Here is a 14,027-nt window from a genome sequence, read left to right as displayed (position 1 = left end):
CGGGGCTTGCTGGCGGTGGTTAGGCCCTGTTATCACGTCCGGGCCTGTCAGTTCCGAATGTGACTCGTCACCCGGCTGGAATACCCATAGACTGGCCCCATCTGAAGAGGAGTTGCCAGTGGCCCTGTCCCGTGAAACCTGTTCCCGTGCCCGGCTGGCCCGGGACCAGAGATTTGATGGTCTGTTCTACACCGCGGTAAAAACCACGGGTATTTTCTGCCGCCCGATCTGCCCGGCCCGGGCACCCCTGGAAAAGAATGTTGAATACTTTCGAACAGCGGCCGAGGCGGCGACAGCCGGGTACCGGCCGTGCCGGCGATGCCGTCCCGATGCTGCGCCCGGCAGTCCCGCCTGGGGCCTGGTGGGTACCACCGTGCAGCGGGCGCTGGCCCTGATGCGCAGTGAGCGCGAGGGGGCGTCAGTAGAATCGCTGGCGGAACGGCTGGGAATCAGCAGCCGTTACCTGCGGCGACTGTTCAACGAGCACCTGGGTATGAGCCCACTGCAGTACTGGCAGGTGGAACGGGTAATGTTTGCGCTGGGACTGTTGCGTGAGACACGCATGCCCGTGGGCCAGGTGGCGTTCGAGGCCGGCTTCAACAGCACGCGCCGTTTCAATGCGGTTTTCCAGCAGGTATGCCACCGAACCCCCACGGAGGTGCGAAAGGAGACCCGGAGCGGGACTGCGGTCCGGGGTGGGATCCGGTTTTACCTGCCTTACCGGCCGCCCTTTGACTGGCAGAAGCTGCTGGACTTTTTCCGTGCCCGGGCACTCAGGGGAATCGAAGAGGTAAACGACGGGATATACCAGCGGAGCTTTTGCCTGGAGGGCGGTGGGCCAGGTGTGCTGAGTGTCAGCGACGATGCGGCGGCGCACCGCCTGGTGGTGGAGCTGGATTCCGGCGATGGGCGGGGCCTTTTTGTCCTCAACCAGCGGTTGCGCCGGTTGTTTGACCTGGACGTGGATACCGGTGAAATCGGGCAGGTACTGTCTGTGGACCCATTATTGGCACGGCAGCTGGAGTTGTTGCCCGGGGTGCGGCTGCCGGGCGCCTGGGATCCGTTTGAGTACGCCTTGCGGGCGATTCTGGGCCAGCAGATATCGGTCGCCGCGGCGACAACCATAGCCGGGCGGCTGGTGGAGCGTTACGGGGGGCGCTTTGTGGATACCAGTGGCCGGCAGTGGCGGCTCTTCCCGGGGGCCCGGGAACTGGCCGGGGCGGATTTCGAGGGCCTGGGGGTGACACGGGCGCGGGCGGCGACCCTGCGGACTTTCGTGGCGGCGACCCTGGAAGGGCGGGTGGACTTCACCGAGACCGACCTGGAGCGATGGTGTGCGCAGTTGACTGCATTGCCGGGCATCGGCGACTGGACCGCGCAGTACATAGCCATGCGCGGCTTGTCGCTGCCCGATGCCTTCCCGGCGTCAGACCTTGGTATCCTCCAGGCGCTGGGGGAGGGCGGCGAGCGGGCCTCGCCGGGTGCGGCCAGGAACCGGGCGGAGCAATGGCGGCCCTGGCGGGCTTATGGAGCATTACTGCTGTGGCAATCGCTGCAAACTGGGGACAGTGAATGATTGTTTACGAGATTTATCCTACCGTGCTCGGTGATGTCTGTGTCGCCGCAGAGGACAGTGGCCCACAGGCGGCACTGGTGGCGCTGGGCTTCGTCCGCGACGGCAGGTGCCCGGGGATGGGGCCCGGGTGGCAGCGGGGGACGTGCGCCCTGACGGACATGGCGTCGACCCAGCTGGGGGAGTACCTGGACGGTCGCCGGCGGGCTTTCGAGCTGCCGCTGCAGCCCCCCGGCACGCCTTTCCAGCAGCGTGTCTGGGCTGCCCTGCAGGATATCCCCTACGGCGAGACCCGGAGCTACCTGCAGCAGGCGGAAGCGCTGGGTAACCCCAGGGCGGTCCGTGCGGTTGCGCGGGCCAATGGCGCCAATCCCCTCGCCATCGTGATTCCCTGCCATCGCGTTATCGGCGCCGACGGCACCCTGACCGGCTACGCGGGAGGCCTGGACCTCAAGGCCCGCCTGCTCAGCCTCGAGGGCGCCCGCTTTTCCAGGCAGGGCGTACTGCTGTAGGCGGTGGGGCACAGGTGGGCCCGGACCTCCTGCCGGCCCCGTCTCCCCGGGCGGTCCCTCCCGACCACTTTTCCAGCCACTTTTTCAGGCATTTCCCCCCTGCGCCATTTCCTCCCCCGAATCGTGCGCAAGCCGCTGGCAATGACCGGCCACGGGCGGGATAATGGCCGCTTGAGAAGATCCACAGCCGGAGGCCAGATGCTGTACAGACTGGGTGAAAACCAGCCAGAGCTCGAGGGTGAGGGGCATTACATCGCCCCGGGTGCCCATGTGATCGGCAATGTGCGAATGCTCAGTCGCAGCTCGGTGTGGTTCAACGCAGTGGTGCGCGGTGACTGTGATCGCATCACCATCGGCGAGGATAGCAATGTCCAGGACGGTGCGGTGCTGCACACTGACCCGGGTATCCCGTTGACGATTGGTACCGGGGTGACGGTGGGCCACAAGGCAATGCTGCACGGCTGCGAAATCGGTGACTACACCCTGGTCGGCATCAACGCGGTTATCCTCAATGGCGCCAGGATCGGTCGGGGCTGTGTGATCGGTGCCAATGCGCTGGTCACCGAGAAAATGGAAGTCCCGGATTTTTCCATGGTCCTGGGGAGCCCGGGCAAGGTGGTCAAAACCCTGGACGAGTCGATGCTTGAGCTGCTGAAGGCCAGCAGCGATCACTATGCTGAAAACGGCCGGCGCTTCGCCGAAGAGCTGGTTGCCCTCGACTCGCCATGACCGTGAAAGTCCAGAATCCCGTGTCTACCGCAACGCCGGCAGCTGGCAAACCGGTAAAATCCCCCTGCATCTCGGTCTGTGCCCTCAACGCGGAAGATATCTGCGAGGGCTGTTTTCGCACCGGCACGGAGATCAGCCGCTGGGGCAATATGAACAACGACGAGCGGCGCTCGGTGTTGCAACGCTGTACCGAGCGCGCCCGGCAGATGGGTCGGCTCTGGTAGCCTGGCCGCTAAAATTTCGCAAGGTAAAGCGCATTCGGGAAATAGCTGTCCGTCGGGAAACCCCGTGACCCGGATTCCCCACGTCGCCAATGGCCGTGGCAACGGGGGCAGTGATGGGATGCGCGCAAGAAGAATTCAATACAGAAGAATATGACCCAACCCTTTGTTCACTTACGAGTCCACTCTGAATACTCGCTGATCGACGGCCTGGTGCGGATCAAGCCGCTCGTGGCCCGCGCCGCAGAGCTGGAGATGCCGGCCGTGGCGCTCACGGACCAGACCAATTTCTACGGCCAGATCAAGTTCTACAAGGCCTGCCTGGGCGCCGGGATCAAGCCCATAACCGGTGCGGATTTCTGGCTCAGTGAGGGCGGTGAGGAGCAGCCGACACTGATCTCGCTGTTCGCGATGAACACACGGGGCTACCTGAATATCACCGAGCTGATCTCCCGCGCCTGGATGGAGGGCCAATACCACGGCAACGCCTATATCCGTCGCGAGTGGCTGCCCGAGTACGCCGAGGGAGTGCTGGCATTGTCCGGTGCCCGGTACGGGGATGTGGGCCGTGCACTGGTTGCCGGCCGCACCGCCCAGGCTGAGGACCTGGCCCGGCAATGGGCAGGGGTTTTCCCCGGCCGTTATTACCTGGAACTGCAACGCACCGGCCGCCCGGGAGATGAGGATTACCTGCATGCGGCAGTGGGCCTGGCCCAGCGGTTGCAACTGCCGGTGGTGGCCACCAATGATGTACGTTTCCTCGAGGAAAGTGAGTTCGAGGCCCATGAGGTGCGGGTGTGCATTCACGACGGCCGTGCCCTGGACGACCCGCGCCGTGAGCGCCGCTATTCCCCGGAGCAGTATTTCCGCACCGCGGAGGAAATGCAGGAGCTGTTCAGCGATATCCCCGAGGCATTGCAGAACACCGTGGAGATCGCCCGGCGCTGTTCGGCACCGATCCAGCTGGGTAAGTATTTCCTGCCGGAGTACCCGATTCCCGAGGGTATGACCGAGAACCAGTTCTTCGAGAAGATCTCCTTCGAGGGGTTGGACGTGCGACTGGAAACCATCCTCGACCAGTCGGCCCCGGACTATGCCGAGCGCCGCACCGCCTATGAAAACCGGCTGCGGTTCGAACTGGACATCATTATCCAGATGGGCTTCCCGGGTTACTTCCTGATCGTGATGGACTTTATCCAGTGGGCCAAGGACCACGATATCCCGGTGGGGCCGGGGCGGGGTTCCGGTGCCGGCTCGCTGGTGGCCTACGCCCTCAAGATTACCGACCTGGACCCGCTGCAGTACGACCTGCTGTTCGAGCGATTCCTCAACCCGGAACGGGTTTCCATGCCCGACTTCGACGTCGACTTTTGCATGGAGAAGCGCGACCGCGTGATCGGCTATGTGGCCGACAACTACGGCCGCGATGCGGTGAGCCAGATCATTACTTTCGGCACCATGGCCGCGAAGGCGGTGGTGCGGGACGTGGCCCGTGTCCAGGGCAAGTCTTATGGCCTGGCGGACAAGCTTTCCAAGATGATTCCCCCGGACCCGGGCATGACCCTGGAGAAGGCCTTCGAGCAGGAGGAGATCCTGCGCGAGTTCCTCGATGGCGACGAGGAGGGCCAGGAAATCTGGGAGATGGCCCTGCAGCTGGAGGGCGTGGCCCGGAACGTGGGCAAGCACGCCGGTGGTGTGGTGATAGCCCCTACCAAACTGACCGATTTTGCGCCGCTCTACTGCGACGAGACCGGCGCCGGCCTGGTGACCCAGTTCGACAAGAACGATGTGGAGGATGCGGGCCTGGTGAAGTTCGACTTCCTCGGCCTGCGCACCCTGACGATCATCGACTGGGCCAAGGATATGGTCGACGAACAGCGTGCCCGCGAGGGCAGGGAGCCGCTGGTCATCGAGGCACTGCCGCTGGACGACGCCGAAACCTACAAGATGATCAAGCGGGCCGAGACCACCGCGGTATTCCAGCTGGAATCCCGCGGCATGAAGGACCTGATCAAGCGCCTGCAGCCGGATAACCTCGAGGACATGATCGCCCTGGTGGCCCTGTTCCGCCCGGGACCGCTGCAGTCGGGCATGGTGGATGACTTCATCAACCGGAAGCACGGCCGCGCCCAGGTGGCCTACCCGGACGCCAAGTACCAGCATGAGAAGCTCAAGCCGATCCTGGAGCCCACCTACGGGGTGATCGTCTACCAGGAGCAGGTAATGCAAATCGCCCAGGAACTGGCGGGTTACACCCTGGGCGGTGCCGACATGCTGCGCCGCGCCATGGGTAAGAAAAAACCCGAGGAGATGGCGAAGCAGCGGGAGATCTTTGCCGCCGGCGCGAAAGAGCAGGGTGTCGACCCGGACCTGGCGATGAAAATCTTTGACCTGGTGGAGAAGTTCGCCGGGTACGGCTTCAACAAGTCGCACTCCGCTGCCTACGCACTGGTGTCTTACCAGACCGCCTGGCTCAAGGCCCACTACCCGGCCCAGTTCATGGCCGCCACCATGTCCTCGGATATGGACAAGACCGACAAGGTAGTGACATTTATCGAGGAGTGCCGGGCCATGGGCCTGGAGATGGTGCCACCGGATGTAAACCTGGGTGCCTACCAGTTCTCGGTGGATATGGACAACCGCATTGTCTACGGCCTGGGTGCCATCAAGGGGCTGGGTGAAGGCCCGATCGAGAATATTATCGCCGTGCGCACCGAGGGCGGACCCTTCACCGACCTGTTCGATTTCTGTTCCCGTATTGACCCGCGCAAGGTCAACAAGCGCGCCCTGGAGGCGCTGGTGCGCTCCGGTGCCCTGGATAGTATCGGGCCGGGCGGCGAGGGCAGCGATGGCCTCAACTATGCTCGCGCGGTGCTGTTCAGTGCCGTGGATGAGGCGGTGAAGGCGGCCGAGCAGCAGTCGCGCAACAACAGTGCAGGGATGATGGACCTGTTTGGCGAGGTGGTTCCCACTGCCGCCGAGGGCGATGTCTACGCGGAATTCCGCCGCGCCCGGCCCTGGGGAATCCGCGAGCGCCTCGAGGGGGAAAAGAATACGCTCGGCCTGTACCTGACAGGGCACCCGATTGACGAGTATGAGGACGAACTCCAGCACCTGGTGAAGTCCCGAATTGCGGACCTGAAGCCGGGCCGCGAGTCGCAGAAAGTGGCGGGACTGGTGGTGGCGTTGCGGGTCATGAAGACCAAGCGCGGTGATTCCATGGCTATTGTCACCCTGGACGACCGCAGCGCCCGTATCGAGGCGGCGGTGTTCAGCGAGGCTTTCGGCGAGCATCGCGAGAAACTGGCCAAGGATTCCCTGCTGGTGCTGGACGGCCCAGTGGCCCACGACGATTACAGTGGTGGCCTGAAAATGACCGTCAACGGTGTGGCAACCCTGGACGAGCTGCGCCAGGGCAGTGTGACCGGCGTGCGTCTCAAGCTGGACAGCGCCAGTGCGCCGGCGGGGCTGGCCCAGCGCCTGTCCGCCTGCCTGCGGCCCTACGTGGGCGGTAGCTGTGGGGTGCTAATGGAAGTGGAGCGCAGTGATGCCCGCGGGACATTCCAGCTGCCGCCGGAATGGAAAGTGGAGCCGAACGACCAGATGGTCCAGTCCCTGCGCGAGCTGCTGGGGCGCGACCGTGTGGTACTCGACTATGTTGAGCGGTAAGGTCGGATGGCGGACCGGTGACATTGGACGCCCTGGCCAGGAAGGAGATTACGGACGCCAGAGTGGCCATACTGGCAACGCGGGTCGACTGCCCGGTTCTATGGCGGTAAGCTATGCCGCCATTATCGCCCGGTGGCATTTTTACAGTTTAAAGGCGCGGATTGCATGAATTTCAATTTCCTCGAGTTTGAACAGCCGATTGCTGAGCTCGAAAGCAAGATCAAGGAGCTGCAGCACGTCGGCGACGACAATGAGCTGAATATCGCTGACGAAGTTGCCCGCCTGCGTGAGAAGAGTCGCAGCCTGACAGAGTCCATCTATGCCGACCTGTCCCCCTGGCAGGTGGTGCAGGTGGCCCGTCACCCGCAGCGCCCGTATTCGAAAGATTACATCGAGCGTATGTTCACTGACTGGGACGAGCTCCATGGTGATCGTCACTTTGGTGACGACAGGGCCATCATCTCCGGTATTGCGCGCCTCGACGGCAAGCCGGTAGCCGTGATCGGTGAAGAGAAGGGGCGCTCCGTCAACGACAAGGTGGCGCGCAACTTCGGTATGCCCAAGCCGGAAGGTTACCGCAAGGCCCTGCGCATCATGGAGATGGCAGAGCGTTTCCAGATGCCGGTGCTGACCCTGATTGACACGCCCGGGGCCTACCCGGGGATCGACAGTGAGGAGCGTGGCATCAGTGAGGCCATTGCCCAGAACCTCGCGGTCATGTCCCGGCTGCGTACCCCGATTATCTGCACGGTGATTGGTGAAGGTTCTTCCGGCGGTGCACTGGCGATCGGCGTGGGCGACCAGCTGAATATGCTCCAGTACTCCACCTACTTTGTGATTTCCCCGGAAGGCTGCGCCAACATCATCTGGAAAACCGTCGAGAAGGCACCGCTGGCGGCGGAGGCGATGGGCGTGACCTCCAGCGTGCTGGAAGAACTGGGAATCGTCGACGAGACCATCGAGGAGCCCCTCGGTGGCGCCCACCGGGATCCGGGCGCTATGGCGTCGCGCCTGCAGGAGCGCCTGGTGGAGCAGCTGGACCAGCTGCGCAGGGTGCCGATCGACGAGTTGCTGGAGAAGCGCTACCAGCGCCTGATGAGCTACGGCAATATCACCTGACAGCTAGTCCCTGGTAACGGGTAACCACTAAAAAAGCCACGGCAGGTTTCCCTGCCGTGGCTTTTTTATATTCGCCCCTTGTGTCTCCTGCCGGGTCACTGGTCCCCGGCCCGGTCAGGGCTTGTCGGCTGCCAGCGCCAGGGCCACCGTGCCCGGGCCCAGGTTGATACCGCCGGAGAGGCTCATCACCGAGTGGTAAATTTTCACATCGTTTTCTGCCGCGGCGGTCTTCAGCAGCTGGTAACCCGGCACTTTCTCCAGGTCCTCCAGTTTCCCGGCGATACTTACCATCACAATCGGCATCAGCAGCTCCCCGCCGCGAATCTTGTCGGCAGCCAGCCGGAACAGGGCTTCGGTACAGCGATCGTAACCGCGCAGGGTGTTGGTGACGGTACTGCCCTCATGGTGCATGGACAGGATCGGGTTCAGTTTCAGCAGGCGCGCGGCCATGGCCTTCAGCCAGCTGATGCTGTTTTCGTTCTTGCTGCGTGCCCGCTCGCGTACATAGTAGACGTCGCGGATTGCTGCGTAACCATGGACCTTGCGGCGGAATTCCTCGGTGCGTGTGGCAACCTGGGCACCATCGAGGCCGCGGCGGATCAGTGACAGCGTGTACAGGGCCAGCAGCCCCTGGCCAGAGAACAGGGAGTGGGTATCCACGGTGTGGACTTGCACTGACCCGTTGGTTCCGTGAGCGGCCAGGTTCTCTGCTGCCGCCACCGCATTGGCGTAAGTTGGACTGTTGGCAGCATTGATGGTCTGTACCACGATATCTGTCTGGCCCTTCTGGACCAGGCCCCGCAGGGTGTTCTCTATTTCTGCAGTGGGGGCGGGGCCGGTAACAATCTGGTGGGAGCGATCAACCAGGGACAGGGTATAAAAGTGAGCCATCTGCGCAGGGTTGCGCTGGTCACCGAAGACATCCTTGCCCACGCTCACGGTATGGGGCAGGACCGGGATGGAAAATTTGCGCAGAAACTCATCCGGAAGATCGCATCCGGAATCCACAACTAGCTGGACCATGTATGACTCTTGTTCAGATTTTTCTGGAATTTGTGGTGATTGTCCTTTGCGCGGAATTTATCACTTGCGTTCGGGCAAGCCCAGCGGATATGCACTGTTGTACTTTTCGAACAATAGAGTCGGAAGATTTGGCCCCATGTTGCCAACCGAAGGGGTAAACGTGGGAAAAAGTTTTGTGCCGGGAGGGGAGGTGCGGGCGGCATCCGATGCCGCCCGCCGGGGGATCAGCCGGGCATCTGTTCCAGTTCCAGGCCCGCTGTTTCGTTAATCCAGCGCACCACAAACAGCACTGACAGGATGGCGAAGAACATGTAGACGGAATAGGTACCGGCGAGACCGATAGCCGCCAGCATGGCGGGGAAGCTCAGGGTGATGGCAAAATTGGAGCCCCATTGTGCGAGGCCTGCCACGGCCAGGCCGGAGCCACGTACCTGGTTGGGGAACATCTCGCCCAGCATCACCCACATCACCGGGCCCCAGGAAAAGTTGAAAAAGAACACATAGGCGTTGGCAGCGGTCAGCGCCAGCAGTCCCATCTGGTCTGACAATACCAGTTTGCCGCCCTGGTCCAGGCTGGCACTGCTGAAGGCGACCACCATCATCGCCAGGGTGACAGCCATGCCCGCTGAACCAAAGAACAGCAGCGGCTTGCGGCCAATGCGATCGATCAGTCCCAGGGCCACCAGGCAGGCGCCAATACTGACGGCACCGGAAATAATATTGATCATCAGGGCATCGGATTCGGAAAAGCCCACGGATTGCCAGAGCACGGCGCCGTAGTAGAACACCACATTGATGCCCACCAGCTGCTGGAACACGGCCAGCCCGATACCAACCCAGATGATGCCTCGAATCCTGCCGGCGCTGTCCAGCAGGTCGGCAAAACGGGGCCGGTGATCCTCGGCCACCGACGCCTGCACCTCACGCAGTTTCGCGTCTGCTGCGCCCTGTCCGGGGTAAAGTCGGCCCAGCTCAGTACGGGCGCGGCTGTCCTGTCGTGAAATTACCAGGTAGCGGGGGCTTTCAGGAATCCATACCAGAGCCACCAGGAATACGGCCGCCGGTAGCATTTCCACCCAGAACATCCAGCGCCAGGCTTCATAGCCATACCACCATTCCGTCATTGCGGATCCCGCCACCTGGGCCAGCAGGTAGTTGCTGACAAAAGCCGAGAACAGGCCGGAGATGATCGCCACCTGCTGGATGGTGGATAGCCTGCCGCGCCAAGCGGCAGGTGCCACCTCGCTGATGTAGGCCGGAGACAGGACGCTGGCGGCGCCGACAGCAAGGCCCCCAAGAAGCCGGTAGATCACGAACTCCAGCGACGAGGATGCAATGCCCGAGCCCCAGGCGCTGACGAGGAAGAAAATGGCAGCCAGTAACAATAGTCGCTTGCGGCCCCAGATGTCCGCCATTCTGCCGGCGCTGAAGGCGCCAACAGCACACCCCAGCAGCATGGATGAGACATTGAAACCGGTGCCGACACTATTGGAGTCGAAGGCGTTCTGGAGGCCGTCGATGGTGCCGTTGATCACACCGCTGTCAAACCCGAACAGGAAGCCGCCGATTGTGGCCACGCTGCAGATCAGCAGGATGAATGCGAGGGGGGGGGACTCCTGTACTTCGGTGTCGCCCCGGTTTACTTGGCTCTCAATCGCTTCCATTGGCGGGCTCCCGTTGATTTATTGTGTTTTTGGATATGATTGTCAGTTTCACGGGATTCTAGCGGCGCTGACCGGCCAGTTATTGTAAGCAGTTGCTCTTTCGGGCCGGCCTGCCCCGGCGTAGGCCCGGCTGGGCGCATCAGCATGCGATGCTGCACAAAAATATGGCGCCCTATCCGTCTGAATATGCCAGGCACTTGAGTTGATGAGTGGTAGCTGGCCGTAATTCGCTGCCAGCCGGGCCCGGGGACTGCATTGTTGTACACTAGGCGCGGGAAAGCGCCGGGCCGGAGTCGCCGGCACTTTCACAGTTATTCAAGGGCTGCAGGTATTCAAAAGCCGGGCCTGCCTGAAGGTTATACATGGAGCGCCCGGCGCGGGGGAATATGCAGGATCAACTCGACGTATTGCGCCGGAACCTGGCGTCGGTACTGGCGGAACACCCCTGTACGGGGCGCCGCTGGGTGGCGTTGAGCGGGGGGCTCGATTCCTGTGTGCTGCTTCACCTGCTCAACGCGCTGGGCGAGCCCTGCCACGCGATTCATATCAACCACCAGCTCTCCCCCAATGCCGGTGAGTGGCAGGCCCATTGCCGCGGGCTGGCCGAGTCGCTGGGTATCCCGTTAACCACTCGCAGTGTCACCGTAGATGACAATGGCCGCGGGCCGGAGGAGGCAGCCCGGCGCGCGCGCTATGCCGTTTTTGCGGGGCTCCTGCGGGAGGGCGACCAGCTGCTGACAGCCCACCACGGCGACGACCAGGCGGAAACCTTCCTGTTGCGCCTGTTGCGCGGAGCCGGTGTACAGGGGCTGGCCGCAATGGCGGCCACTCGCCCGCTGGGCGCCGGGGTGCTGGTGCGTCCCCTGCTGGGCTCTGGCCGGGCAGAGCTGGAGCGTTATGCCCGGGCAGCGGGGCTGGCCTGGGTGGATGACGAAAGTAATGCGGATACACGTTTTGATCGCAACTTCCTGCGCCGGGAGGTGATGCCCCGGCTCCGCTCCCGCTGGCCGGTGCGCGATCGGATCGGGCGTGCCGTTGCCAACCTGGGGGAGGCCGCCGAGTTGCTGCGGGAGCTGGCCCGGGAGGATCTCCAGGCCTGTGGCCTGCGCCGAGAGCGCAGCGGGGAGAGTGTTGACCTGGATCACCTGGGCACGCTGAGCCAGGCGCGGTGCAAGAACCTGCTGCGCTACTGGGTACACGGTCGAGCGGGCGATATGCCGGCGGCGGTTCAGCTGGCGGAGCTGTTGCGCCAGCTGGGCGCTGCCCGGGAAGACCGCCTGCCGGCGGTGGAGCTGGGCCCACTGTGCGCCCGGCGTTATCGGGGGCGCCTTTACCTGCTGCCGCCCCTGGCGCCGATCGATCCGGGCCTGGAGCTCGCGTGGTCCGGAGAGGCGGAGCTGCAGGTTCCGGGGGCCGGAACAGTGGTCCCCCGGCGCGGTTGGCCCCCCGGGGATTACCGGGTGCGTTTCCGTCGCGGCGGTGAGCGGGCCAGGCCGGTGGGCCGGGGGCATTCCCAGACCCTCAAGAAGCTGTTGCAGGAGTACGGGCTGGAGCCCTGGCTGCGGGAGCGGGTTCCGCTAATCTTTGAGGGGGAGCAGATGCTGGCGGTCGGTGACCTGTTCCTGTGCCAGGGAGATAGGGAAGGCTCCCTGCCTGGTACACCGGGATGGCAACCAGAGACGTTTTCTGATTGAGCAGATCTGCGCATTCTGGTAGTCTGGCGTCCCATCTCGAGGCAGAGGAATACGCCAGCCGGCGTGGCCTGTGCCAGCCCCGCAACCCGATTCCATCGGGCATTCAGATTGACCAAGGTTTTGCATGACGCGCTATATTTTTGTAACCGGTGGCGTGGTTTCCTCGTTGGGGAAAGGTATCGCCTCCGCCTCCCTGGCCGCTATCCTCGAAGCCCGCGGCCTCAAGGTCACCATCCTCAAGCTTGACCCCTATATCAACGTTGACCCGGGCACCATGAGCCCGTTCCAGCACGGCGAGGTCTACGTGACCGAAGATGGCGCCGAAACGGACCTGGACCTGGGGCACTACGAGCGCTTCATCCGCACGCGCATGTCCAAGCGCAACAACTTCACCACCGGCCGGGTGTACGAGACTGTGCTGCGCAAGGAGCGCCGCGGCGACTACCTGGGCGGCACCGTGCAGGTGATCCCGCATATCACCGATGAGATCAAGCGCCGCGTGCTCGAGGGCGGTCGCGACGTGGATGTGGCCATCGTCGAGATCGGTGGCACCGTGGGGGATATCGAGTCCCAGCCGTTCCTGGAATCCGTGCGCCAGCTGCGGGTGGAGCTGGGCCTGAACCGCGCGCTGCTGATTCACCTGAGCTATGTCCCGTTTATCGCCACTGCCGGCGAAACCAAGACCAAGCCTACCCAGCACTCTGTGAAAGAGCTGCGCTCCATCGGCCTGCAGCCGGATATACTGCTGTGCCGTTCCGAGCGCGAGATCGACGAGGACTCACGCCGCAAGATCGCCCTGTTCACCAATGTCGAGGAGCGTGCGGTGGTGCCGCTGCCGGATGCCAAGACCATATATAGTGTGCCGCGCCTGCTGCATACCTATGGCCTCGACGATATCGTGGTGGAAAAGTTGCAGCTGGAATGTGCCGCGCCGGACCTGTCCGAGTGGGATGGGGTCGTCGATGGCAAACTGAACCCCGACCACGAAGTGAAAATTGCCATGGTCGGCAAGTACATGGAGCTGCTGGATGCCTACAAATCCCTGATCGAGTCGCTGACCCACGCCGGTATCAAGCACCGCTGCAAGGTGGATATCGACTTTATCAACGCCGAGGACGTGGAGTCCGAGGGTGGTTTGGAACTGATCAAGGGTGCCGACGCCATCCTCGTGCCGGGTGGTTTCGGTGAGCGCGGACTGGAGGGCAAGCTCGAGTCCGTGCGCTATGCGCGCGAGAACGGTATTCCCTTCCTGGGCATCTGCCTCGGCCTGCAGTCCGTGGTGATCGAGTACGCCCGCAATGTACTGGGCCTGAAAGAGGCCAACAGCACCGAGTTTGATGCCAACACCAAGCACCCGGTCATCGGCCTGATTACCGAGTGGATCGACAGCGAAGGCAAGATCGAGAAGCGCGATGAGCAGTCCGACCTGGGCGGTACCATGCGCCTGGGTGGGCAGGAGTGTCGCCTGGCCAAGGACAGCAAGGCGCGCGAGATCTACGGTGCAGATGTGATTGTCGAGCGCCACCGTCACCGTTACGAGGTCAACAATAATTACGTTGATCGCCTGCAGAAAGCGGGCCTGAAAATAGGTGGCTGGTCTGCGGACGACACCCTTGTGGAAATGGTCGAGCTGCCGGAGCATCCCTGGTTCATGGCGTGCCAGTTCCACCCGGAATTCACCTCGACGCCGCGCGATGGCCATCCGCTCTTCGAGAGTTTCGTCGCTGCAGCGATGCGCCAGCACGACAAGCAGGACTAATAAGTTACAGGGCCCGCAGGGGCCCTCGCGGATATACCACCTCCCCCCGCCGTCGCGGGGTGGG

At 63.0% G+C, this 14,027-nt stretch carries 10 protein-coding genes; 8 read left to right on the top strand and 2 right to left on the bottom strand.

Annotation, left to right across the window (positions count from 1 at the left end; all coding sequences use genetic code 11):
• The first annotated feature begins 118 nt into the window (after positions 1 to 118).
• The 6 genes from LVE68_RS04110 to LVE68_RS04085 all read left to right on the top strand — a co-directional run bounded on the left by LVE68_RS04110 (position 119) and on the right by LVE68_RS04085 (position 7,823).
• Positions 119 to 1,576: a DNA-3-methyladenine glycosylase 2 gene (locus tag LVE68_RS04110; RefSeq protein ID WP_233005762.1), complete on the top strand. Its 1,458-nt coding sequence runs from the start codon at positions 119 to 121 to the stop codon at positions 1,574 to 1,576.
• Positions 1,573 to 2,085 (top strand): methylated-DNA--[protein]-cysteine S-methyltransferase, encoded by a 513-nt coding sequence (locus LVE68_RS18185; protein WP_305080404.1) that lies wholly within the window; start codon positions 1,573 to 1,575, stop codon positions 2,083 to 2,085. Before LVE68_RS04110 ends, LVE68_RS18185 begins: the two co-directional genes overlap by 4 nt.
• Before the next feature lie 198 nt (positions 2,086 to 2,283).
• Positions 2,284 to 2,814 carry a gamma carbonic anhydrase family protein gene (locus LVE68_RS04100; RefSeq protein ID WP_233005761.1) on the top strand — a complete coding sequence of 177 codons (531 nt, stop codon included), beginning with the start codon at positions 2,284 to 2,286 and terminating at the stop codon, positions 2,812 to 2,814.
• Entirely contained in the window at positions 2,811 to 3,038 is a 228-nt protein-coding gene (locus tag LVE68_RS04095) for a DUF1289 domain-containing protein (RefSeq protein ID WP_233005760.1), read from the top strand. The genes LVE68_RS04100 and LVE68_RS04095 overlap by 4 nt, the downstream gene beginning before the upstream one ends.
• A 150-nt stretch (positions 3,039 to 3,188) precedes the next feature.
• The gene (gene dnaE, locus LVE68_RS04090) at positions 3,189 to 6,704 is read left to right on the top strand and encodes a DNA polymerase III subunit alpha (protein ID WP_233005759.1); all 3,516 of its coding nucleotides are present in this window, start codon (positions 3,189 to 3,191) and stop codon (positions 6,702 to 6,704) included.
• Positions 6,705 to 6,869: 165 nt separating this feature from the next.
• Complete coding sequence (locus tag LVE68_RS04085; RefSeq protein ID WP_233005758.1) at positions 6,870 to 7,823, top strand: acetyl-CoA carboxylase carboxyltransferase subunit alpha; 954 nt, start codon at positions 6,870 to 6,872, stop codon at positions 7,821 to 7,823.
• Positions 7,824 to 7,937: 114 nt separating this feature from the next.
• On the opposite strand, the gene LVE68_RS04080 is transcribed toward LVE68_RS04085, so the two are convergent.
• A complete protein-coding gene (locus tag LVE68_RS04080) occupies positions 7,938 to 8,846 on the bottom strand; it encodes a DegV family protein (protein WP_233005757.1) in 909 nt (302 codons plus the stop codon).
• Between the two features lie 224 nt (positions 8,847 to 9,070).
• Positions 9,071 to 10,510, bottom strand: coding sequence for a sugar porter family MFS transporter (locus tag LVE68_RS04075; RefSeq protein WP_233005756.1), 1,440 nt, complete (start codon positions 10,508 to 10,510; stop codon positions 9,071 to 9,073).
• Positions 10,511 to 10,896: 386 nt separating this feature from the next.
• Between LVE68_RS04075 and tilS the strand changes: the two genes are divergently transcribed.
• Both tilS and LVE68_RS04065 read left to right on the top strand, forming a co-directional pair.
• Positions 10,897 to 12,204: a tRNA lysidine(34) synthetase TilS gene (gene tilS, locus LVE68_RS04070; protein ID WP_233005755.1), complete on the top strand. Its 1,308-nt coding sequence runs from the start codon at positions 10,897 to 10,899 to the stop codon at positions 12,202 to 12,204.
• Between the two features lie 124 nt (positions 12,205 to 12,328).
• The gene (locus LVE68_RS04065; protein WP_233005754.1) at positions 12,329 to 13,963 is read left to right on the top strand and encodes a CTP synthase; all 1,635 of its coding nucleotides are present in this window, start codon (positions 12,329 to 12,331) and stop codon (positions 13,961 to 13,963) included.
• The last annotated feature ends 64 nt before the right edge of the window (positions 13,964 to 14,027 follow it).

The sequence above is a fragment of the Microbulbifer sp. YPW16 genome (assembly GCF_021290385.1).
Taxonomy (GTDB): Bacteria; Pseudomonadota; Gammaproteobacteria; order Pseudomonadales; family Cellvibrionaceae; genus Microbulbifer; species Microbulbifer zhoushanensis.
The sequence above is the reverse complement of the archived record's forward strand: the minus strand, read 5'-3'. Positions and strand labels throughout refer to the sequence as shown.

What these genes read in the sequence shown, in the direction of transcription:
- LVE68_RS04100 (WP_233005761.1), top strand. Translation starts at nt 2,284, where the DNA reads ATGCTGTACAGACTGGGTGAAAACCAGCCAGAGCTCGAGGGTGAGGGG.
- LVE68_RS18185 (WP_305080404.1), top strand. Translation starts at nt 1,573, where the DNA reads ATGATTGTTTACGAGATTTATCCTACCGTGCTCGGTGATGTCTGTGTC.
- LVE68_RS04095 (WP_233005760.1), top strand. Translation starts at nt 2,811, where the DNA reads ATGACCGTGAAAGTCCAGAATCCCGTGTCTACCGCAACGCCGGCAGCT.
- LVE68_RS04080 (WP_233005757.1), bottom strand. Translation starts at nt 8,846, where the DNA reads ATGGTCCAGCTAGTTGTGGATTCCGGATGCGATCTTCCGGATGAGTTT.
- LVE68_RS04085 (WP_233005758.1), top strand. Translation starts at nt 6,870, where the DNA reads ATGAATTTCAATTTCCTCGAGTTTGAACAGCCGATTGCTGAGCTCGAA.
- LVE68_RS04065 (WP_233005754.1), top strand. Translation starts at nt 12,329, where the DNA reads ATGACGCGCTATATTTTTGTAACCGGTGGCGTGGTTTCCTCGTTGGGG.
- dnaE (WP_233005759.1), top strand. Translation starts at nt 3,189, where the DNA reads ATGACCCAACCCTTTGTTCACTTACGAGTCCACTCTGAATACTCGCTG.
- tilS (WP_233005755.1), top strand. Translation starts at nt 10,897, where the DNA reads ATGCAGGATCAACTCGACGTATTGCGCCGGAACCTGGCGTCGGTACTG.
- LVE68_RS04075 (WP_233005756.1), bottom strand. Translation starts at nt 10,510, where the DNA reads ATGGAAGCGATTGAGAGCCAAGTAAACCGGGGCGACACCGAAGTACAG.